19 protein-coding genes and 1 pseudogene are annotated in these 19,517 nt (G+C 66.0%); 13 read left to right on the top strand and 7 right to left on the bottom strand.

Features of this window, described 5'->3' with window-relative positions:
- Positions 1-32 precede the first annotated feature (32 nt).
- Positions 33-1,394 (top strand): FAD-dependent oxidoreductase, encoded by a 1,362-nt coding sequence (locus MJO58_RS07235; RefSeq protein ID WP_239722416.1) that lies wholly within the window; start codon positions 33-35, stop codon positions 1,392-1,394.
- 38 nt (positions 1,395-1,432) lie between these two features.
- Here the strand turns inward: MJO58_RS07235 and MJO58_RS07230 are convergent, their stop codons facing one another.
- Positions 1,433-1,636, bottom strand: coding sequence for a hypothetical protein (locus MJO58_RS07230; protein ID WP_090600894.1), 204 nt, complete (start codon positions 1,634-1,636; stop codon positions 1,433-1,435).
- Between the two features lie 82 nt (positions 1,637-1,718).
- Complete coding sequence (locus MJO58_RS07225; protein WP_090600893.1) at positions 1,719-2,054, bottom strand: hypothetical protein; 336 nt, start codon at positions 2,052-2,054, stop codon at positions 1,719-1,721.
- Between the two features lie 118 nt (positions 2,055-2,172).
- On the opposite strand from MJO58_RS07225, the gene MJO58_RS07220 reads away from it, so the two are divergent.
- Positions 2,173-2,601, top strand: a complete 429-nt coding sequence (locus tag MJO58_RS07220) for a pyridoxamine 5'-phosphate oxidase family protein (RefSeq protein WP_090600892.1) — start codon at positions 2,173-2,175, stop codon at positions 2,599-2,601.
- Positions 2,602-2,759: 158 nt separating this feature from the next.
- Here the strand turns inward: MJO58_RS07220 and MJO58_RS07215 are convergent, their stop codons facing one another.
- Positions 2,760-4,148 (bottom strand): WS/DGAT/MGAT family O-acyltransferase, encoded by a 1,389-nt coding sequence (locus MJO58_RS07215; RefSeq protein ID WP_239722415.1) that lies wholly within the window; start codon positions 4,146-4,148, stop codon positions 2,760-2,762.
- Positions 4,149-4,417: 269 nt separating this feature from the next.
- Between MJO58_RS07215 and hisN the strand changes: the two genes are divergently transcribed.
- The 3 genes from hisN to MJO58_RS07200 all read left to right on the top strand — a co-directional run bounded on the left by hisN (position 4,418) and on the right by MJO58_RS07200 (position 7,909).
- Positions 4,418-5,200 carry a histidinol-phosphatase gene (gene hisN / locus MJO58_RS07210; protein WP_090600890.1) on the top strand — a complete coding sequence of 261 codons (783 nt, stop codon included), beginning with the start codon at positions 4,418-4,420 and terminating at the stop codon, positions 5,198-5,200.
- Positions 5,201-5,277: 77 nt separating this feature from the next.
- The gene (locus MJO58_RS07205) at positions 5,278-6,675 is read left to right on the top strand and encodes an acyl-CoA dehydrogenase family protein (protein ID WP_239722414.1); all 1,398 of its coding nucleotides are present in this window, start codon (positions 5,278-5,280) and stop codon (positions 6,673-6,675) included.
- Between the two features lie 25 nt (positions 6,676-6,700).
- Positions 6,701-7,909, top strand: coding sequence for an acyl-CoA dehydrogenase family protein (locus tag MJO58_RS07200; protein WP_239722413.1), 1,209 nt, complete (start codon positions 6,701-6,703; stop codon positions 7,907-7,909).
- Here MJO58_RS07200 and MJO58_RS07195 read toward each other — a convergent pair.
- The 3 genes from MJO58_RS07195 to espB are packed head-to-tail and all read right to left on the bottom strand — an operon-like array spanning position 7,902 to position 10,798.
- Entirely contained in the window at positions 7,902-8,432 is a 531-nt protein-coding gene (locus tag MJO58_RS07195) for a GNAT family N-acetyltransferase (RefSeq protein WP_239722412.1), read from the bottom strand. The two genes, MJO58_RS07200 and MJO58_RS07195, sit on opposite strands and share 8 nt — an antisense overlap.
- Entirely contained in the window at positions 8,432-9,289 is an 858-nt protein-coding gene (locus tag MJO58_RS07190) for an oxidoreductase (RefSeq protein WP_239722411.1), read from the bottom strand. The genes MJO58_RS07195 and MJO58_RS07190 overlap by 1 nt, the downstream gene beginning before the upstream one ends.
- Positions 9,290-9,319: 30 nt before the next feature.
- A complete protein-coding gene (espB, locus tag MJO58_RS07185) occupies positions 9,320-10,798 on the bottom strand; it encodes an EspB family ESX-1 secretion system-associated protein (RefSeq protein WP_239722410.1) in 1,479 nt (492 codons plus the stop codon).
- A gap of 303 nt (positions 10,799-11,101) precedes the next feature.
- Here espB and MJO58_RS07180 point away from each other — a divergent pair, with 303 nt between their 5' ends.
- A complete protein-coding gene (locus tag MJO58_RS07180; RefSeq protein WP_090600884.1) occupies positions 11,102-11,749 on the top strand; it encodes a response regulator in 648 nt (215 codons plus the stop codon).
- Positions 11,750-11,757: 8 nt separating this feature from the next.
- On the opposite strand, the gene MJO58_RS07175 is transcribed toward MJO58_RS07180, so the two are convergent.
- Entirely contained in the window at positions 11,758-13,020 is a 1,263-nt protein-coding gene (locus MJO58_RS07175; protein ID WP_239722409.1) for a sensor histidine kinase, read from the bottom strand.
- Positions 13,021-13,280: 260 nt separating this feature from the next.
- Here MJO58_RS07175 and MJO58_RS07170 point away from each other — a divergent pair, with 260 nt between their 5' ends.
- The 7 genes and pseudogenes from MJO58_RS07170 (at position 13,281) to MJO58_RS07145 (ending at position 19,502) form a co-directional block, all read left to right on the top strand.
- Complete coding sequence (locus MJO58_RS07170; protein WP_090600882.1) at positions 13,281-14,252, top strand: NADPH:quinone oxidoreductase family protein; 972 nt, start codon at positions 13,281-13,283, stop codon at positions 14,250-14,252.
- A gap of 121 nt (positions 14,253-14,373) precedes the next feature.
- Positions 14,374-15,489, top strand: a complete 1,116-nt coding sequence (locus MJO58_RS07165) for a homogentisate 1,2-dioxygenase (protein WP_090600881.1) — start codon at positions 14,374-14,376, stop codon at positions 15,487-15,489.
- Positions 15,489-16,697, top strand: coding sequence for an alpha/beta fold hydrolase (locus MJO58_RS07160; RefSeq protein WP_239722408.1), 1,209 nt, complete (start codon positions 15,489-15,491; stop codon positions 16,695-16,697). Before MJO58_RS07165 ends, MJO58_RS07160 begins: the two co-directional genes overlap by 1 nt.
- Before the next feature lie 5 nt (positions 16,698-16,702).
- Positions 16,703-16,771: pseudogene (locus MJO58_RS28905) on the top strand (16S rRNA (guanine(966)-N(2))-methyltransferase RsmD); the annotation flags it as partial.
- The gene (locus MJO58_RS07155; protein WP_090608561.1) at positions 16,769-17,968 is read left to right on the top strand and encodes a CaiB/BaiF CoA transferase family protein; all 1,200 of its coding nucleotides are present in this window, start codon (positions 16,769-16,771) and stop codon (positions 17,966-17,968) included. The pseudogene MJO58_RS28905 and the gene MJO58_RS07155, both read left to right, overlap by 3 nt.
- A complete protein-coding gene (locus MJO58_RS07150) occupies positions 17,965-18,873 on the top strand; it encodes a hydroxymethylglutaryl-CoA lyase (protein ID WP_239722407.1) in 909 nt (302 codons plus the stop codon). Before MJO58_RS07155 ends, MJO58_RS07150 begins: the two co-directional genes overlap by 4 nt.
- A complete protein-coding gene (locus MJO58_RS07145; RefSeq protein WP_239722406.1) occupies positions 18,873-19,502 on the top strand; it encodes a TetR/AcrR family transcriptional regulator in 630 nt (209 codons plus the stop codon). Before MJO58_RS07150 ends, MJO58_RS07145 begins: the two co-directional genes overlap by 1 nt.
- Positions 19,503-19,517: the final 15 nt, after the last annotated feature.

Genomic DNA, 19,517 nt, shown 5'->3' with positions numbered 1-19,517 from the left:
GTCGCAGCCGGGCCTGAACAGAAGGCTTGGGTATGCGTCGATTTCATGTCGCCATCGTCGGCTCCGGACCATCGGGATTCTTCGCCGCAGCATCTTTGCTGAAGGCGGCCGATGCCTCCGGTGAGATCGATGTCGCCGTCGACATGCTCGAGATGTTGCCGACACCGTGGGGACTGGTGCGCTCCGGCGTGGCACCCGACCATCCCAAGATCAAGTCGATCAGCAAGCAGTTCGAAAAGATCGCCGGTGATCCCCGCTTCCGGTTCTTCGGCAATGTTGCGGTAGGTGAGCACGTGGCTCCCGCCGAACTCGGCGAGCGCTACCACGCCGTGGTTTATGCGATCGGCGCGCAATCGGATCGCTCGTTGAAGATTCCCGGCGAAGAATTGTCGGGCAGCATGGCCGCCGTCGAATTCGTGGGCTGGTACAACGCCCATCCGCACTTCGAGAGTGCGACCCCGGATCTGTCCGGGGCCCGCGCCGTCGTGATCGGCAACGGCAACGTGGCCCTCGACGTCGCCCGGATCCTGGTCACCGATCCCCGCGCGCTGGCCGAGACCGATATCGCTGATCACGCGCTGGAATCCCTGCGCCCGTGCGGTGTGGAGGAAGTGGTGATCGTCGGCCGGCGCGGGCCCTTAGAGGCCGCCTTCACCACGCTGGAGTTGCGCGAACTGGCCGACCTCGAAGGGGTCGACATCATCGTCGATCCCGCGCAGCTGGAGGGCATCAGCGATGCGGACGCGGAGGCCGCCGGCAAGACCACGAAACAGAACATCAAGGTGCTGCGCAACTACGCCAGCCGCGAACCCCGCCCGGGACACCGGCGCATGGTGTTCCGGTTCCTGACCTCTCCGATCGAGATCAAGGGTGACGACAAGGTGGAGGGAATCGTCCTCGGCCGCAACGAGTTGGTCGCGGACCAGAGCGGGAGAGTATCGGCCAAGGACACCGGGGAGCGCGAGGAGCTGCCGGCTCAGCTGGTGGTGCGATCGGTCGGTTATCGCGGCATGCCCACCCCGGGGCTGCCCTTTGACGACAAGACCGCGACCATCCCCAACACCAACGGCCGGGTCGAGGGCAGCCGCAACGAATACGTGGTCGGCTGGATCAAGCGGGGGCCGACCGGCGTCATCGGCACCAATAAGAAGGACTCTCAGGACACCGTCGACACCCTGATGACGGATCTGACCGGGGCCGACGAACTGTCCGCATTCCCGGATGACCATGCCGACAAATTGGCCGACTGGCTGGCCTCGCGCCAACCGAAGCTGGTCACCTCGGCCCACTGGGACATGATCGATGCCCACGAGCGTGCGGCCGGCGAACCGCACGGGCGTCCCCGCGTCAAACTGCCCAACCTCACCGAGCTGCTGCGCATCGGCCACGGCTGATCGCGCACTGACGCAATCACGTTGGGGCTGGGCTCGATTCAGCGCCTGAGGACGACGAGGCCGGCGCCGACGAGCAACAGGACGACGGCAGTGGCGATGGCCCACCCACCGCCGGCAAGCCACCAGATGACGCCCAACAGCGCGAGCGCGGGCGACACCGCGAAGAGCACCAAGACCGGGTGCTGCCGGATCACCTCGAGTGCACTTTTCGCCCGGATCGGGTCGATGTCTTTGCCGGCCATGGCTAAAGAATGCCATCCCCAAACCACAATGCAAGTACTACGGACGCGGCGTCGACTCGGACACCACATGCGATTTCGCCAACTAGCCAGCGCCCGCAGGCGATTCGGGCGGAGCGAACCTCCAGTTGTCCGGGTTCTTCGAGGAATACACCACCTCGTGCAGTTCGCCCATGCTCGGCCATCGATCGACGTCGACCGCCATCCGCCAGTAGACGGGGTACTCGTTGACGGTGGGTCCGTTGATCACACCGGCAATGGTGACGTACTGCTCGCCGGTGACGTCGGGCCGCGGGCTCACCCCGGTCACCAACAACGTGCCGCGCAGCAGCTCACCACGCGGGCCGCGTGGGATGAACCGCTGAGCGAGAAATCCGCCCAGTACCGCGACGACCAGAAGTAACAGCGCGAATTCCCACACGTTGCCATGGTAGGACGGCCGACGCGATGTACGGTCGAATTGACCTAGGACCCTACTGTCCCACGCGGATTCGCCGTAGCGTCATGGGTACTGGTGCGCCCAAGGAAAGGTGAGGTCGATGACTGATGAGCCCGCGGTCGTTTTGTCGGAAGACGAGAGTTGGCGCCGGTTGGGCGGCGTCGCCTTGGGCCGGCTAGTGACCAGCTTCGCCGGTGAACCCGAGATCTTCCCGGTGAACTACGCGGTGCAAGACCGAACGGTGCTGTTCCGCACCGCCGAGGGCACCAAGTTGTTTTCCGCCGTGGGGAACAGCGTGGTGGTGTTCGAGGCCGACGACCACGACGTCGCCGAAGGCTGGAGCGTGATCGTCCGGGGCCGCGCGCGAGTGCTGAAGACCGCGGCGGACATCGAGCAAGCCGACCGCGCCCAGCTGATGCCGTGGACGGCGACCGTCAAGAAGCATTACGTCCGGGTGACCCCGACAGATATAACGGGGCGCCACTTCACATTTGGACCGGAACCGGATCCGCACGCATCGTTTGCCTGACGCGGTCAGCCCGCGCCGGATAGTCGGCCAGCGCACGAAATGGTTGCCGGACAACGGAGTTCGTCGTTCGAGAAACGCTCAAACCTTGCCGGTAAAAGCCGCGCGGCAGTGCCTCGACGTCGGCGCCATCGACCAGATCTCCTTGCGCATCGATCACGTCACACGACCAGGGACAATGGTCCGCGGGTGTAATGAGCCTTGCGCCGCTTGCTGATGGCCACCAGGCGAGCTACCGCGGCTTCGATCCCGCGCGCCAACTCGTCGACGTCGGCCACCTCGTCATAGTCGGCAAGAATTCCGATGAACAGGTCGTCGGCGTAGCTGAGCATCGCGACACCGGTTCGCAGTTGCATCGCGATAGGCGGCACCGGGAATACGCCCAGCACCTTATTGCCCATCACTTGTAGGGGGCGCCGCGGACCCGGAACGTTGGTGGCCAGCGTCACGACGCCGCGTTGCGGCAGCCGCGTCAGCAACCCGAGCGCCCACCCGGCGAACGCGAACGGAACGCGATTGGCCATGGCCACGAACGCATTTCCGGCCTGACGTTGTCCGCCGGCCTTCATCCGGACCAGTCGCGAATGCACGATCCGCAGTCGCTGCAGCGGGTTCTCTTCGTCGATCGGCAACTCCGGAAGCAGCACGGAAACTCGGTTGTCGGTCTTGTCCAACGCATCGGGGGACCGCGTCGACACCGGCACCAAGGTGCGCAACGACCCCGGCTGCAATCGCTCACCGCGCTTGACCAGCACGTTGCGGTAGCTTTCTGTAATTGCCGCTAGCGCAACATCGTTGATGGTCACGTCGAACGCCCCGCACACCTGCTCGATGTCGGCCAGCGGCACTCGCGCCCCGCTGTATCGGCGCAAATCGCCGATCCGCCCGTTCAGCGGTGACGGAGCCGAGCGCAGCAGACCGATGGCGATGTCCGCGGCGCCATGGACCGCTCGCGCGGCGCCAGCGGCCACCGAGGTCGACGCGTTCCACAGCCCGCCCAGAATGGCCAGCGGGTTGACTTCTGCCGCAGGCGTTTTCGTATCCCTCTTCGGCCCGATGTGCCGGGCAAACCGGTCGCTGACTCCGTCATCGCACAGTCCGGCGAGCATATGGGTGGCCGCGATCCCATCGGCCATGCAGTGGTGGACCTTGGTCAGCATCGCCCATCGGCCGTCGTTGAGACCTTCGACGACCCAGATCTCCCACAACGGTCGATCGCGGTCCAGACGCCTCGCCATCAAATCGGCGACCACCCGGAACAACTCCTGGTCGCCTCCGGGCTGCGGCAGCGCAACACGCCGCACGTGCCGACCGATGTCGAAGCCGAGATCCTCCACCCACTGCGGAGCGCCCAGGTCGAACGGCCGCAACCGCAACCGTTGCCCGAAGCGGGGGCAGGCGCGTATCCGCACGGCAAACGCCGACATCAGCGTGTCCTGGTCCGGTGCCGGGCCTTCGATGACCGCCAGTCCCCCGATCGCCAAGCTGACCCGCGGATCGGCATCTTCGGCTTTGAGGAAACCGGCTTCTAGTGTGGTCAGGCGGTTCATGATCAGCGACCTTCCGAGCTATGTCGGGCTTATCTGCAACTCGTAGTTACATCATCTGGCTGACGACCGGTGCGACGTTAGGGCCGAAAGTCCCTTCAGCGCGGGGTCTCGAAGATCCTGTCCCCCAGGTGTATTGGTTACAAGCCGGCGTGGTCTTGCTAGTCCCGATCGACATCATCACACCATTGCTGCCGCGACCCCGAGGGTTTTCGAAGTGCAGTCGGCAGCTTCAATCACCACGCCGGCTGGCCCGTGGTAGGACTGCTGGCATGAGTCAAGACGATCTCGCTTTGGCGATGACGCTTGCCGACCATGCGGACAGACTGACTCGCGATCGGTTCGGCGCGCTGGACCTGCGCGTCGACACCAAACCAGACCTGACCCCGGTGACCGACGCCGACCGGGCGGTTGAAGCTGAGGTCCGCGAAGTGCTGGCGCGCGAGCGACCCGACGACAGCGTCGTCGGCGAGGAGTTCGGCGGGACTCCCAGCTTCACCGGCCGGCAATGGATCGTCGACCCGATCGACGGCACCAAGAATTTCGTGCGCGGGGTTCCGGTGTGGGCCAGCCTGATCGCACTGCTCGACGACGGCGTGCCCGTAGTCGGTGTCGTGAGCGCGCCGGCGCTGCAACGACGGTGGTGGGCATCCCGCGGCCAAGGCGCCTTCGTCTCGGTCGACGGCGCACCGCCGCGGCGTTTGTCGGTTTCCTCAGTGGCACAGCTGGATTCGGCGAGCCTGTCGTTTTCCAGCCTGTCGGGTTGGGCCGAACGCGGCCTACGGGACCGCCTCATCGACCTGACCGACGCCGTGTGGCGGGTGCGTGCGTATGGCGACTTCTTCTCGTATTGCCTACTCGCCGAGGGCGCCGTGGATATCGCGGCGGAACCAGAAGTCTCGGTGTGGGATCTGGCAGCACTCGACATCCTGGTACGCGAGGCCGGCGGGACATTCACCGGCCTGGACGGCATCGCGGGCCCTCATCGCGGCGACGCCGTGGCGACGAACGGCCTGCTGCACGAGCACGTATTGCGCAGCCTGGGTGTGAAGTAGTTAACAAGCGCTCTTTATCTTACTCCGGAGTAAGATAGCCTCTTGACTGCATCGCCCCAACTACAGAGGCTGCTGAAATGACGGACACTGTCTCCGGTTCGAATACTTCCCGTCCACGCGCAAAAGGGCGCGGCCGCAAGACCGGCGTCGGGATGCAACCGCACCGCCGCACCGGGATCGACATCACCCTGGCGCTGCTCACCCCGCTCGTCGGCCAGGAATTTCTGGACAAATATCACTTGCGCGACCCGATGAACCGGGGCCTGCGCTACGGCACCAAGACGATCTTTTCCACCGCCGGTGCCGCGTCACGCCAGTTCAAGCGGGTCCAGGACCTGCGCAGTGGACCCACCCGGCTGAAGTCCAGCGGCAAGGACTACTACGACCTGCGGCCCGACGACGACCAGAAGATGATCGTCGAGACCCTCGAGGAATTCGCCGAAGAGGTACTGCGGCCCGCGGCACCCGAGGCCGACGAGGCGGCGAGCTACCCGCCCGACTTGATCGCCAAGGCGGCCGAACTCGGCATCACCGCGATCAACATCCCGGAGGACTTCGACGGAATCGCCGCACACCGCTCCAGTGTCACCAACGTGCTAGTGGCCGAGGCATTGGCCTACGGCGACATGGGTTTGGCACTGCCCATCCTGGCGCCCGGCGGCGTGGCAGCCGCGCTGACCCACTGGGGCAGCGCGAACCAGCAAGCCACCTACCTGCCCGAGTTCGCCGGCGAGAACGTCCCGCAGGCGTGTGTGGCCATCGCCGAACCCCAACCGCTGTTCGACCCCACCCGATTGAAGACGACGGCGGTGCGCACACCGAGCGGATATCGGCTCGACGGGGTGAAGTCGTTGGTCCCGGCCGCGGCCGATGCGGAGCTGTTCATCGTCGGCGCACAACTGAATGGCAAGCCCGCGCTGTTCATCGTGGAATCGGGCGCCAAAGGCCTTACCGTCAAGGCGGATCCGAGTATGGGGATCCGGGCCGCCGCCTTGGGTCAGCTCGAGCTGTCCGGGGTGTCGGTGCCGCTGAATGCCCGCCTTGGCGAGGACGCAGCCACCGATGAGGACTACTCCGAGGCGATAGCGCTGTCCCGGCTGGGCTGGGCGGCGCTGGCGGTCGGCACCTCGCACGCGGTTCTCGACTACGTCGTCCCGTACGTGAAGGAGCGCGAGGCCTTCGGTGAGCCGGTGGCTCGCCGTCAGGCCGTGGCGTTCATGTGCGCCAACATCGCGATCGAGCTGGATGGGTTGCGGCTGATCACCTGGCGCGGCGCCGCGCGTGCCGAACAAGGGCTTCCGTTTATCCGCGAAGCCGCGCTGGCCAAGCGGATCGGCACCGACAAGGGCATGCAAATCGGCCTGGACGGCGTACAACTGCTCGGCGGCCACGGCTACACCAAAGAACACCCCGTCGAACGCTGGTACCGCGACCTGCGGGCCATCGGCGTCGCCGAGGGCGTCGTCGTTATCTGAGTCGTCACCTAGCGAAAGATCAATCATGGCAATCAATCTGGAACTGCCCCGCAAGATGCAAGCGGTGATCGACAAGGCACACCAGGGCGCCGCGGAGATGATGCGCCCGATCGCCCGCAAATACGACGTTCACGAGCACGCCTATCCGGTGGAGCTGGACACCTTGTCCAACCTGTTCTCCGGAGCCGCCGAATCCAATGCCGTGGGCCTAGCGGGCGCCGAGGCGTTCCGCAGCAGCGAGAGCAAGGAGGAAAACCGCAACGGCTCCAACATGGCGGCGGTGCTGCAGACAATGGAGGCCAGTTGGGGCGACGCGGCGATGATGCTCTCGATGCCCTATCAGGGCCTGGGCAACGCGGCGATCAGCGGCGTGGCCACCGACGAGCAGCTGCAGCGGCTGGGTCGGGTCTGGGCCGCGATGGCCATCACCGAACCGGGCTTCGGCTCCGACTCGGCGGCGGTCTCCACCACCGCCAGGCTGGACGGCGACGAATACGTGATCAACGGCGAAAAGATTTACGTCACAGCCGGTTCGCGAGCCACGCACATCGTGGTCTGGGCGACACTGGACAAGTCGCAGGGTCGCCCGGCGATCAAGTCGTTCATCGTGCCCCGCGACCATCCCGGGGTCAGCGTCGAGCGGCTGGAGAAGAAGCTCGGCATCAAAGGCTCCGACACCGCCGCGATCCGGTTCGACAACGCGCGGATCCCAAAGGACAATCTGCTCGGCAACCCGGAAATCCAATCGGGCCAAGGATTTTCCGGTGTCATGGAGACCTTCGACAACACCCGGCCCGTGGTCGCCGGCATGGCCATCGGCATCGCCCGCGCCGCCCTGGAGGAGCTGCGCAAGATCCTGACGGAGGCGGGGGTCGACATCTCCTACGACAGGCCCGCACACGCCCAAAGCGCCGCCGCGGCCGAATTCCTGCGGATGGAGGCCGACTGGGAGTCGGCCTACCAGCTGACCCTGCGCGCGGCGTGGCAGGCCGACAACAAGATTCCCAACTCCAAAGAAGCGTCGATGGCCAAGGCCAAGGCAGGCCGGGTCGGCACCGACGTCACCCTGAAAGCGGTCGAATTAGCCGGCACCACAGGCTATTCGGAGCAGACGCTGTTGGAGAAGTGGGCACGTGACTCGAAGATCATGGACATCTTCGAGGGTACCCAGCAGATCCAGCAGCTCGTGGTGGCCCGCCGGCTGCTGGGCCTGTCCTCCGCCGAACTCAAGTAGCGATCGGACGCGGCGGCGCCGCCTCGGCGTCCGGTCCGAGCAGATCGAGCTGCCACCATTCGACATCGTGCCACGCGTCCAATTTCCACCCCACGCGCCGGTAATAACCGGCCGGGGCAAATCCGAAGGCCGAATGGAGCGCGTTGCTGGCCTCGTTGGGTTGCGCGATGCCGGCGAACGCCTGCCGAAAGCCGCGCTCTGCCAGCCGATGCAGCAGTTCGGTGTAGAGCAACCTGCCGCCGCCGGCGCGTCGCCCGTCCTGGGCGAGATAGATGCTCGTCTCGACGGCCCATCGGTAGGCAGCGCGCGGATTGAACTGTTGCGCATAGGCATAGCCCACAACGTTGCCTTCCGCTTCGAGCACCAGCCATTCGTGCATCGCCAGCGCTTTCACGATGCGCTCCGCCATCTCCGCCGCCGCCGGCACGTCGGTCTCGAAGGTGATCGCGGTGTCCAGCACGTACGGCCGATAGATGTCGGCACACGCCGCGGCGTCGGCCGCGGTCGCGCGTCGAACCCGCATCAGGCAGCGACCGCGTTCAGCTGCTCGCGGGTGTCGTCGTCGAGTTCGATCGAGGCGACGTCGAGATTCTCCTCGAGATGCCCAAGCGACGAGGTACCCGGAATCAACAGCACGTTGGGCGCCACACCGAGCGTCCATGCCAACGCGACCTGCGCGGGCGTGCGCCCGAGCCGCTGCGCGGCGCTGCGCACCAGCTCGTGACTGAGCACCGGGTTCGGCTGCACGAACGCCGCGCCCAACGGGAAGAACGGAACGAACGCGATTCCGCGCCTGGTGCACTCCTCCAGCACCGCCGCGGCGTCCCGCTGAACAAGATTGAAAGCGTTTTGCACACAGGCGATCTCGGTGCGCTCCAGCGCATGCAGCAGGTGCTCGCGATTGATGTTGCTCAGCCCGATGCCGCCGATCAATCCCTCGTCACGGGCATCGATCATCACCGAAAGCTGCTCGTCGAAAAGCTGGTCCGGGCCGTCGCTTTCGAACAGTCGCAGATTGACTGCGGCCAACTGATCGACGCCGAGACTGCGCAAGTTCGTTTCGATGTCGCGGCGCAGCTCTGCCGGCTCGTCGACCGGCAGCCAGGCGCCGGCATCATCGCGGCGCCCGCCGACCTTGCTCACCAATGCCAGATCTTCCGGATACGGGTGCAGCGCTTCGCGGATGAGCTGATTGGCGACATCGGGGCCGTAGAACTGGGCGGTGTCAATGTGGTTGACGCCCCGTTCGACGGCCCGGCGCAACACCGCCAGCGCCTCGTCGCGATCGCGCGGCGGCCCCATCACCCCTGGACCGGGCAGTTGCATCGCCCCGAAACCGATGCGGGCGACCGAATAGCGACCAAGTGGAAAGGTATCCATACGGCGAGGTTAGCGTCGCGCCGCGAGCACCTAGGCGCGACGTCGGCCGATCACGCCCTCAGTCCACGCCCGGTCTTCGGTGTAGAGCGCTTGGTCCTCACTTTGCACCCGCTTGCCCTTGCCGGCGCCTTGACCCTGACCGCCGGCGCCGCCCATCGGCATCCCGCCGCCCATACCACCGCTCATACCAACGCCCGCGCCGTTCAGCTTGGCGTACGCGGACGGGACCGGGATCCCACCGCCAGCACCCACTGGCGCCGCGGCGGCCCCAGCGCTCGCCCCGGTGTTCGTCCAGGACTGCAAGGGCAGCTTCGGGACGGCGACCCCGCCGCCACCACCGATGCCACCCAATGACGCCGGCTTGACCTGCGCCCCTTTCGGCAGGCCCTTCCCCGCCGCGGGCAGCGGCGGCACGGCGGCACCGCTGGGCAGCGACGCGTTGGGCATCGCCGGCATCCCACCGCTCGGCAATGCGGGCATCGCGGGCAGGCCGGAAAGCCCGTCACCCGACGGCAGTCCGTCCGGCAGATCCCCGAAGTCGATGCCGTCGGAACCACCGGAGCCATGGTCGACTGCCTCCGCGGCACCGGCCGCGGTCGGGAACATCGGCGGATTCAGCGGTGGCAATGCCGTCTTGTTGCGGTAAAACTTCAGCGCTGTCTCCGACTTTTTCTGCAGAATCGCATACCACTCGATCGACGTTTGAATGAGCGCCTGCATATGGTCTTCCACGCCGGCCTTGTATGTGTTTTCGACAAACAAGATGTCACCGGGCCCGGGATGCTCCTCAGGAATGGTGTAGTTCCCGTTGAAATCTTGTGTAGCCGTCCCGCTGGCGGGCCGGATCTTTTTCTGCGCGTCGGCGATGTCGTTGGCCTGGTCGCGGAGCGTGCAGCACAACTGCACCATCGAAGCTATCCACTGCCGCTGCAGTTCGAAATTTTGCTCGACGGCCGTCCTCGCGTCGCCCTCCCAGGAGGTAAATGGGCGAAACCGGTAGGGGATCTCCTGCAGCGCAAATTGGAAGGCGTGCCATTCCTGGGCGAATATCTTGCACGCCGCGCCCTGGTCGCCGGCTTCGATCGCCATCGTCGCCTGCCTGACCTCGTAGTAAGGGTCGTCGGCGAGCGGCGGCGCGGGTCGGGGCGCCGGCGGGTCCCACGGCATGTCCGAGTCGTCGAGGGCCGACATCGGGCCATTTCCGTGCAGCGAGTTCGGCGTCCCCTCGTTGTTTATGGCATCCGCGGCTCCCTCATCGATCTCTTCATAGGCCTTGGCCGCACTCCGCAGGGTTTTCGCCAGAGTTTTCCATTCCCGCTCGCAGCCCTTCAAGTACAGCCGGATTGAATCGGCGGAAAGTCCGAGTTGCGTGACGGCGTCAGAAGCCATCGAAAGGGCACACGGCGCCTGCGGGTTAGTGGACGGAATGGGAGGGAGCAGTTCCTCGATTTCGTGGGCCCGGGCAATCAACTCGGCGTATTCCACATTGAGCGTCTGCGGCTGTGTCATGGCGGATCATCTCCTACGCGGGTTTCTTGAATTGGCGTTTCGGCTTCTTCGCCGTGATCACCCATGACTATTCCGGCGCGGCCGGGTGAAATCTCTCGCGCAAACGTCGGGTTCGGCGGATGAGATGTCCTCCCCCAATAGGGGGAGAAAGGCCCACTCGCGCCCGACGGCCCGGTATCGACGCCGGCGCCGCAGCGGTTCGCGCAAACGACCTCCGGGCCGATTCAGCCAGGGGAGAATGGGGCCGGCGCCTGTCGCGCGACGAGCGCACCCGAGATACCAACGGCCGGTGGAGCGCAGCCGATGTCATCCCAGTCAGAACGTGTCAAGGTCGTCGTCGCCGACGATCACCCGGTAACTCGCGAAGGCGTCGTTCGGGCCCTGAAGTCGAGCGGTCGGATCGACGTGATCGGAGAAGTGGCCGACGGTCGAGCGGCACTGACGGCGATCCGCGAGCTACGGCCCAGGGTGGCTTTGATCGATTACAAGATGCCCGAACTCAATGGGCTCGAGGTAGTCCGAGCTGTGGTGCGCGACGGTCTGGCCACCTGCGTCGTATTGCTCAGCGCCTTCGAGGACAGTGCGGTGATCTACCAGGCCCTCGCCGAAGGCGCCGCAGGCTACTTGACGAAAGACTCCGATAGCGAAGAGATCGTGGCCGCCGTGCTCAAGTGCGAGAAGGGCGCGACATATTTGCCGACGCAGTTGGCGGGCGCGCTGGCGGGCGAGGTGAAACTTCGTGCCCGCGCAGATACGCCGTTGCTGACACCACGCGAACTCGAGGTCGTGCGAATGATCGCCGAGGGCTTGTCGGTCCCCCAGATTGCGAAACGTCTTTTCGTGGCGCCCAGCACCGTGAAGTCGCATGTGCAAAACCTGTACGAGAAGCTCGGCGTTTCCGATCGCGGTGCGGCCGTCGCCGAGGCGATGCGGCGCCGGCTGCTGGAGTGAGCTCGGCCTTACAGCGGCCACTCCACGCGAATGTGTGCCCCCGAGGGGACGTCGACAATTTCGAAACTGCCGCCGGCGGCTTCCACCCGCGCCCGCTGCGAGGCCAGACCGATGTGACCTTCGGCGAGGCGGCGCATCATCACGTCAGCGGTGATCCCAATGCCGTCGTCGACCACATCGAGACGACACGTTCCATCGCGGACCTTGAGCTTCACCGACACCCGAGTCGCTTCGGAATGGCGGACCACGTTGGACAACAACTCGCGCACCACCCCGAACACCATGGGGTCGGTGGCGGTTCGGTCCGGATGATCAACGTCGGTCGCGATCGTGATGCCCGCGCGTTCGGCCGTGAGTACGGCTAATTTTTCGACCGCGGCACCCAACCCGACTTGCTCGAGGACAGCCGGATGAAGCTCGAAGGTCGCCTCACGCAGTCGCCGCGAGGCGTCGTCGAGGCTGGCAACCGCCCGTTGCAGCGGCTCGGCGGGTGATTTCTTGGCGAAGTCCGCGATGTCGCGTCGGGCCGCGAGGACATCTTGCAAAGGCCCGTCGTGGATGGCTTCGGAAATCTCTCGCCGCTCGCGCTCCGAAGCGGTCATCGTCTCGGCGAGCAACGCATCTCGTGACGCGGTGATTCTTGCGATTTCGTTGACATACCGCTGCCGGAAGATGACCGCGAATAAGGCTGTGCCACATAAGAATCCATAGATCAACACGATGAGCGATATCTTGGGCCAGCCCAGTTGGCGCACGATGACGGGGTCTTGCAGGATCGATACCGTGAATGCGACGAACGCGAAGGTCAGTCCCACGGTGGCGCGTCGTCCCGACAGATCCAGCGCGACCATGCGCGGCACCAGCACCATCAACAGCAGTGGGATGTGGCCGCCCGGCGACAAGAGTTTGAATCCGACGATCGCGACCACATCGACCATCGCGAGAATGAACAACGCGCGATCCGGGACCATCAATCGACTCGCGGGGGAATACACCAAGATCAGGACGCTCAATGCAGTGAGCGCGTACACCACGACGACCGCGTCGTCCGGAGCCCATCTCGGGGCGCCGTAATCCGTGTGGACCAGGACCGCACCCAGCATGATGACGACGACGATCATGCGTTGCACCGATGCGACTCGCAGGGAACGCCACCGATGCACGCGGAATACCGCGTCCAGCTCGGTGTCGGTGATCTCGGTGATCTCGGTGATCCCGTTGCCGGGGGCTTCGTGAACAGTCCCCGACCCTGATACATGTGACGGCTTCACTGCCATCCTCGAGATCTCCGCGGCGGTCCGACCCGTGTCATGACTCGCCAAAGCCTATATGGGCGACTGGAAAGCAACCAAGCGAAAAGCTCTTTACCGACCAGGGCTAACGTCGTCGCATGGACCCGTTTGAGGCTTTGGGTCAACTGCGCACCGACTCGGGCCGTGCGGTGGTACGTGTCGCCGGCGGATTTTGAGCTGGCAGTAGGCTATTCGAGCGCTGGCCGGAGGTGTCCGGCCCTATCGACAACGGAGGCAGCATGCGTGCAGCACGGGTGACGCGGCTAGACGGCCCGGACGCGATCGAGGTGGGCGAGGTCGACGAGCCCACCGGCGACGGGATCGTCGTCGAGGTGCATGCCGCCGGCGCCGCGTTCCCGGACGCCCTGCTGACCCGTGGTCTCTACCAGTACCGGCCGGACCCGCCGTTCGTGCTCGGCGCCGAGATCGCCGGCGTCGTTCGATCGGCACCGGCGGGCGCTCACGTGGGTCCCGGCGACCGGGTCGTCGGCCTGACGATGCTGACCGGCGGTATGGCCGAGGTCGCGGTGCTCTCCCCCGACCGGGCGTTCAAGCTGCCTGACAACGTGAGTTTCGAGGCGGGCGCCGGACTGCTGTTCAACGATCTGACGGTGTACTTCGCGCTGACGGTGCGCGGGCGCCTGCAACCGGGTGAGACCGTGCTGGTGCACGGCGCGGCCGGCGGGATCGGAACCTCGACGCTGCGCTTGGCGCCGGCGCTCGGGGCGTCGCGAACGATCGCGGTGGTCAGCACCGAGGAGAAGGGCCGGGTCGCCACCGCGGCCGGCGCCACCGACGTGGTGCTGGCAGACGGCTTCAAGGACGCGGTCAAGGAGTTGACCGGTGGCCGCGGCGTCGACATGGTCGTTGACCCGGTCGGTGGTGACCGGTTCACCGATTCCCTGCGCTCGCTTGTTGCGGGCGGACGGCTCCTGGTCGTCGGCTTTACCGGCGGCGAGATCCCCACAGTGAAGGTAAACCGGTTGCTGCTCAACAACATTGACGTCGTCGGCGTCGGCTGGGGCGCGTGGACGGCGACGCATCCCGGCGCGCTGGACGAACAGTGGGCCGGACTGGAGCGCCTACTCACCTCGGGCAAGCTGGCGGCGCCGGAGCCGGACGTCTACCCGCTGGACCAGGCTGCCGCAGCCGTCGCCTCCATGGAGAATCGCACCGCTAAAGGAAAAGTCGTCCTGCGCGTCCGCGGTTAGCGGCAGCCGGTTCGGGGCGAGCCCGCGCTTGCGCCGGCCCTTGTCCGGCAGCAAAAGAGAAAGTAATGTCACTTTCAGTTTTATCAGGCCTGACGAACCCGCCCACTATTCGGGAGTCACCATGGAATCCTTCGTTCACCTGCGCAAAGGCAAAACGCCGCATCGCCTGCACGCCGACCTCGACGGCCTCAAGGACGACGAGCTGGGCCGGGGCGGGTTCACCGGACGGACGGCCAACATCTACCGCCGCCACGACCCCACCGCCTACCGGGCGTCCGGACCGCTGCGCCCCGTCGACGTGTTGTCCAGCGAGCTCAAGCCGACCGATGCGACCGACGCCAACGGTGCGCCGCTGCTGATGTTCAGCAACACGGACTGCCGCGTGCTGCTGAGCCGCCGCCAAGAGCCGATGCCCTACTTCGCCCGCCACGTCGACGGCGATCTGCTGTCTTTCGTCCACCAAGGCACCGGACTGCTCGAGACCGAGTTCGGTCCGCTGCGCTACCGAGAGGGCGACTGGGTCTACATCCCGAAGGCCTGTACCTGGCGCCAGGTGCCGGATCGCGAAACCACGCTGGTGATGATCGAGGCCACCGACGAGTTCCGGGTGCCACCGCCCGGTCCGTTGGGCCGGCACTTCCCCTTCGACCCATCGCAGGCCACGATTCCCGAGCCGGCTCCGTTCGACGACCCCCCTGGTTTGGGGGCCCGAGACGAGTACGAGGTCCGGCTCGTCCACCGCGATGTTCTAGAAGGCGGCCCGACAACGCTTATCTACCAACATCATCCACTCGACGTGGAGGGATGGCGCGGCGACAACTTCGCGTTCACCTTCAACATCGATGACTACAACGTGATCACCTCCGACAGCGTTCACCTGCCGCCGACGGTGCACCTGTTCATGCAGGCCACCGGTGTCTACGTGATGAACTTCCTGCCCAAACCCGCGGAGGGCGTGGCCGGCACGGAACGCACTCCCTGGTATCACCGCAACGTCGACTACGACGAAATCGCGTTCTTCCACGGTGGCTCGCTTTACGGCATCCCAATGCCGCCGGGCCTGATTACCCATGCGCCGCAAGGGGTTCACCACGGCGCGCCGGAGAAGGCGCGCGAGCGGGCACGCCGCAAGTTCGACGAGCACTCGCGCGTCGACTGGCAGGTCATCGCCATCGACACCCGCCGGCGCCTGACACCGTCACCGGAAGTACTCGCCCACGACCTAGGACAACACTGATGAGCCAAGCCGTGCGGCAAGCCGTCAAGCACGAATACGACCGGATCCCGTATCTGGTTGCGTTCCAGAACAATTCCGATGTCCGAGACGTCTACGGCGGGCTGGCCGAGATCACCGTGCTGGAGAGCTATCTGCTCAAGCCGAAAGACAAGCCGTCCGACACCGTGCTGGTGTTCATGCACCCGATCGGCGGCGGCGCATACCTGCCGATGATCAACGCGCTGGCCCGGGCCGGCCACCACGTCATCTACTGCAACAGCCGGTTCCGCGGCACCGACTCGGCGTTGCTGATGGAGAAGGTCGTCGAGGATCTCGGCGAGTGCATCAAGGACGCCAAGAACCGGCTGGGCTACTCCAAGGTGGTGCTGGCCGGGTGGAGCGGTGGCGGCTCGCTGTCGGTGTTCTACCAACAGCAGGCCCAGCACGCGACGATCACGTCGAGCCCGACCGGCGACGGACCGGACCTGACCAAGCTGGAGCTGCCCGCCGCCAACGGCATCATGCTGCTGGCCGCGCACGTCAGCCGGCACGGCACGCTGACCGAATGGCTGGACGCGTCCATCCTCGACGAATCCGATCCCACCAAGCGCGATCCCGAGCGGGATCTGTACAACCCCGACAACCCCAACCAGCCGCCCTACACCCAGGAGTTCCTGGCCCGGTACCGTCAAGCGCAGATCGACCGCAACCGCCGCATCACCGCATGGGTCAAAGAGAAGCTGGCTGAATTGACCGCTCAGGGCCGCCCCGACCGAGACGTTGCAGAGTTCTGCTTCGTCGTGCACGGCACGATGGCCGATCCCCGCTGGCTGGATCCGACCGTGGATCCCAATGAGCGCACGCCGGGCACCTGCTACCTGGGTGACCCTCAAGTGGTGAACATGAGCCCGGTCGGGCTGGCCCGCTTCTCGACGCTGCGCGGCTGGCTGTCGCAATGGAGCTACGACGACGCCCGCGGCGACGGAGTGGACTGCGGGCGCGATATCGCGATCCCCGCGCTGGTGATCGGCAACCTGGCCGACGACGCCTGCACACCCAGCCACACCCGGCGGCTGTTCGAGGCGATCGGGCATCCCGACAAGGAGATGCACGAAATTCCCGGCGCCACACACTATTACGCCGGTCCGGACCAGCGCGACAAGTTGCGCGAGGCGGTCAACGTCGTCACCGACTGGCTGATTCGGCACGATTTCGCGAGCGCCTCGTGACTTCCGCCGGCGACGATGCAGTGGGGGCACCTCCCGCGTGCGGGGGACGTAGCGATGAGGAGGAGCGGCGCATAGTTGGTGCGCTGGACGGCATCCGGGTGCTCGAACTGGGCACCTTGATAGCGGGTCCGTTCGCCGGCCGCTTGCTCGGGGACATGGGCGCCGAGGTCATCAAGGTGGAGCCGCCGGGGGCTCCGGACCCGCTGCGCAACTGGGGTCAGGCCGAACTTGAGGGGCACCACGTGTTCTGGACCGTGGCCGCGCGCAACAAGAAAGCGATCACGCTCGACCTGCGCAAACCGCGCGGGCGCGAGCTGTTCCTCGAGCTCGTCGAGAAGTCCGACATCGTGGTGGAGAACTTTCGTCCGGGCACCCTAGAGAAGTGGGACCTGGGCTACGACGTGCTCAGCGCGCGCAACGCCGGCATCATCCTGGTCCGAGTGTCCGGCTACGGGCAGACCGGGCCCGACGCGCACAAGGCCGGCTACGCCTCGGTGGCCGAGGCCGCCAGTGGATTGCGGCACCTCAACGGCTTTCCCGGCGGACCGCCACCCCGGATTGCGCTCTCCCTGGGCGACAGCCTGGCCGGCATGTTCGGCGCCCAGGGCGCGCTGGCCGCACTGTATCGCCGCGGCGTGACCGGGCGGGGACAGGTCGTCGATGTCGCGCTGACCGAATCATGCTTGGCCATCCAGGAATCCACGATCCCCGACTACGACGTCGGCGGCGTGGTGCGCGGACCGTCGGGCACCCGGCTGGAAGGCATCGCACCGTCCAACATCTATCGCAGCGCCGACGATTCGTGGGTGGTGATCGCCGCCAACCAGGACACCGTGTTCGCCCGGCTGTGCGCGGCGATGGGTCGCCCGGAGCTGGCCGGCGACGACCGGTTCGCCACGCACACCGCGCGCGGCCGCAACCAGGACGAGCTCGACAAGATCATCGGCGCCTGGGCCGCCGAACGGCATCCCGTGGACATCGTCGAAACCCTCTCTGCCGCAGGCGTGATCGCGGGCCCCATCAACACCGTCGCCGAGGTGGTTGAAGACCCTCAGCTGCGGGCGCGCGGCATGCTGGTCGAGCACTACGACGAACGCCTCGAACGTAATGTGTTGGGCCCCGGGGTTGTTCCGGTGCTGTCGGAATCGCCGGGCGGTGTCCGCCATGCGGGGCCGGCCTGCCCGGGACAACACAACGACGACGTCTACGGGGGGCTGCTCGGCAAAACCGCCGACGAGCTCGAGGCACTGCGCGGCGAGGGGGTGTTGTGAACCTGCACGTAGATATCCGTGAGGTGGCGCTGCGCGACGGGCTGCAGATCGAAAGGCCAATCCCGTTGTCCGCCAAGCTGGAACTGCTTGCCGCGGTGGCCGCCACCGGTGTGCGCGAGGTGGAGGCGACGGCGTTTGTCTCCCCGACGAAGGTGCCGTCGATGGCCGATGCCGCCGAGCTTGCCGCGCAGCTGCACAACTATCCCGACATCGAATTCTCCGCCCTGGTGGCCAGCGCAGGCGGCGCCAAGCGCGCCGTCGCCGCCGGGCTGAGGTCGATCGAGTACGTGGTGGCCGCCGACGACACGTTCAGCATGGCCAACGTCGGGCGCACCAGCGTCGAGGCCACCGACCAGATCGACGAGATCGTCGCCATCGCGCACGGCAGCCCCTTAAGTTTTCCTGTCACCGTCGAGGTCGTCATCGCCACCGCATGGGACTCGCCGTTCGAGGGCCCCACCCCGGCGCAGCGGGTGCTGGAGATCGCCGCGGCCGCCCGCGACCGTGGGGCCGACCGCCTGTCGATCGCCGACACCATCGGCACCGCCACCCCGGGCCGGGTGAGTTCGCTGATCGCCCAACTGCGTCCGGTGATCGGCGACCTGCCGCTAGGCGCACACTTTCACAACACCCGCGGCGCCGGTCTGGCCAGCGCATACGCGGCGGTCACCGCCGGGGTCACTCGGCTGGACTCCTCGGTCGGCGGGCTGGGCGGTTGCCCGTTCGCCCCTGGCGCCACCGGCAACATCGCCACCGAAGACCTGGTCTACCTGCTGACCGACAGCGGTATCGATGTCGACGTCGACCTGCAGGCCGCGATCGCCGCCGCTGATGTCGCGAAATCGGCAGTGGGCCATGACTTGCCGAGCGCGCTGCTGCGCGCCGGCGACCGGATCAGGAACTGATGTCCACCCCCGCCCCCGACGCGTCGCGGGCGCTGACCACCAAAGGCCGCCAGACCAGACAGGCCATCGAACAGGCTGCACGAAAACTGTTCGCCGAACGCGGCTTTCACGGCACCACACTGGCCGACATCACGTCGGCCGCCGGGAAATCCCCGGCAGTGTTCTACCGGTACTTCGCCGACAAGGAAGACCTGCTGGCCGCGCTGGCGGAGTCGTTCCTGCACGATGTGGTGGCCCCGTCGGGGTTGAGCGTGCACCTGCCGGATTCCCCAGACGACAACGCGTTCTTCACCTCGGTGGTCACCGGCTACTGGAACATCTTCAAGCAGAACATCGGCATCATGATCGCCGTCGCGCAACTGGCCGCTACGCAGCAGCGGTTCGCGGCTGTGCAGAACGAGTTTCGAAGGTTCGGCATGGACATCGTGGCCGCTTCGGTGCGACGCGCCCAGGAACAGGGCTACGGCAGCGAACTCAACCCGCAGCACACGGCTGCGGCCATTGCGCTGCTGTTCGAAAACTTCACCACCGTCTTCGTCGGGCAGTCCGGTCTCGGGATCGAGATCAGCGACGAGGACGCCATTGCAACCCTGTCGACGGTGTGGAAGAAAACTCTGTACGGCGCTTGACCCTTCCAAAGGAGA

The sequence above is a fragment of the Mycobacterium lentiflavum genome, assembly GCF_022374895.2.
In the GTDB taxonomy this organism is placed as follows: Bacteria; Actinomycetota; Actinomycetes; order Mycobacteriales; family Mycobacteriaceae; genus Mycobacterium; species Mycobacterium lentiflavum.
The sequence above is the reverse complement of the archived record's forward strand: the minus strand, read 5'-3'. Positions and strand labels throughout refer to the sequence as shown.

Excerpts from the sequence above, each read along its gene's own strand:
- MJO58_RS07160 (WP_239722408.1), top strand. The coding sequence starts at position 15,489 with ATGAGCCAAGCCGTGCGGCAAGCCGTCAAGCACGAATACGACCGGATC.
- MJO58_RS07180 (WP_090600884.1), top strand. The coding sequence starts at position 11,102 with ATGTCATCCCAGTCAGAACGTGTCAAGGTCGTCGTCGCCGACGATCAC.
- MJO58_RS07165 (WP_090600881.1), top strand. The coding sequence starts at position 14,374 with ATGGAATCCTTCGTTCACCTGCGCAAAGGCAAAACGCCGCATCGCCTG.
- MJO58_RS07200 (WP_239722413.1), top strand. The coding sequence starts at position 6,701 with ATGGCAATCAATCTGGAACTGCCCCGCAAGATGCAAGCGGTGATCGAC.
- MJO58_RS07190 (WP_239722411.1), bottom strand. The coding sequence starts at position 9,289 with ATGGATACCTTTCCACTTGGTCGCTATTCGGTCGCCCGCATCGGTTTC.
- MJO58_RS07145 (WP_239722406.1), top strand. The coding sequence starts at position 18,873 with ATGTCCACCCCCGCCCCCGACGCGTCGCGGGCGCTGACCACCAAAGGC.
- MJO58_RS07230 (WP_090600894.1), bottom strand. The coding sequence starts at position 1,636 with ATGGCCGGCAAAGACATCGACCCGATCCGGGCGAAAAGTGCACTCGAG.
- hisN (WP_090600890.1), top strand. The coding sequence starts at position 4,418 with ATGAGTCAAGACGATCTCGCTTTGGCGATGACGCTTGCCGACCATGCG.
- MJO58_RS07220 (WP_090600892.1), top strand. The coding sequence starts at position 2,173 with ATGACTGATGAGCCCGCGGTCGTTTTGTCGGAAGACGAGAGTTGGCGC.
- MJO58_RS07205 (WP_239722414.1), top strand. The coding sequence starts at position 5,278 with ATGACGGACACTGTCTCCGGTTCGAATACTTCCCGTCCACGCGCAAAA.
- MJO58_RS07235 (WP_239722416.1), top strand. The coding sequence starts at position 33 with ATGCGTCGATTTCATGTCGCCATCGTCGGCTCCGGACCATCGGGATTC.
- MJO58_RS07170 (WP_090600882.1), top strand. The coding sequence starts at position 13,281 with ATGCGTGCAGCACGGGTGACGCGGCTAGACGGCCCGGACGCGATCGAG.
- espB (WP_239722410.1), bottom strand. The coding sequence starts at position 10,798 with ATGACACAGCCGCAGACGCTCAATGTGGAATACGCCGAGTTGATTGCC.
- MJO58_RS07195 (WP_239722412.1), bottom strand. The coding sequence starts at position 8,432 with ATGCGGGTTCGACGCGCGACCGCGGCCGACGCCGCGGCGTGTGCCGAC.
- MJO58_RS07215 (WP_239722415.1), bottom strand. The coding sequence starts at position 4,148 with ATGAACCGCCTGACCACACTAGAAGCCGGTTTCCTCAAAGCCGAAGAT.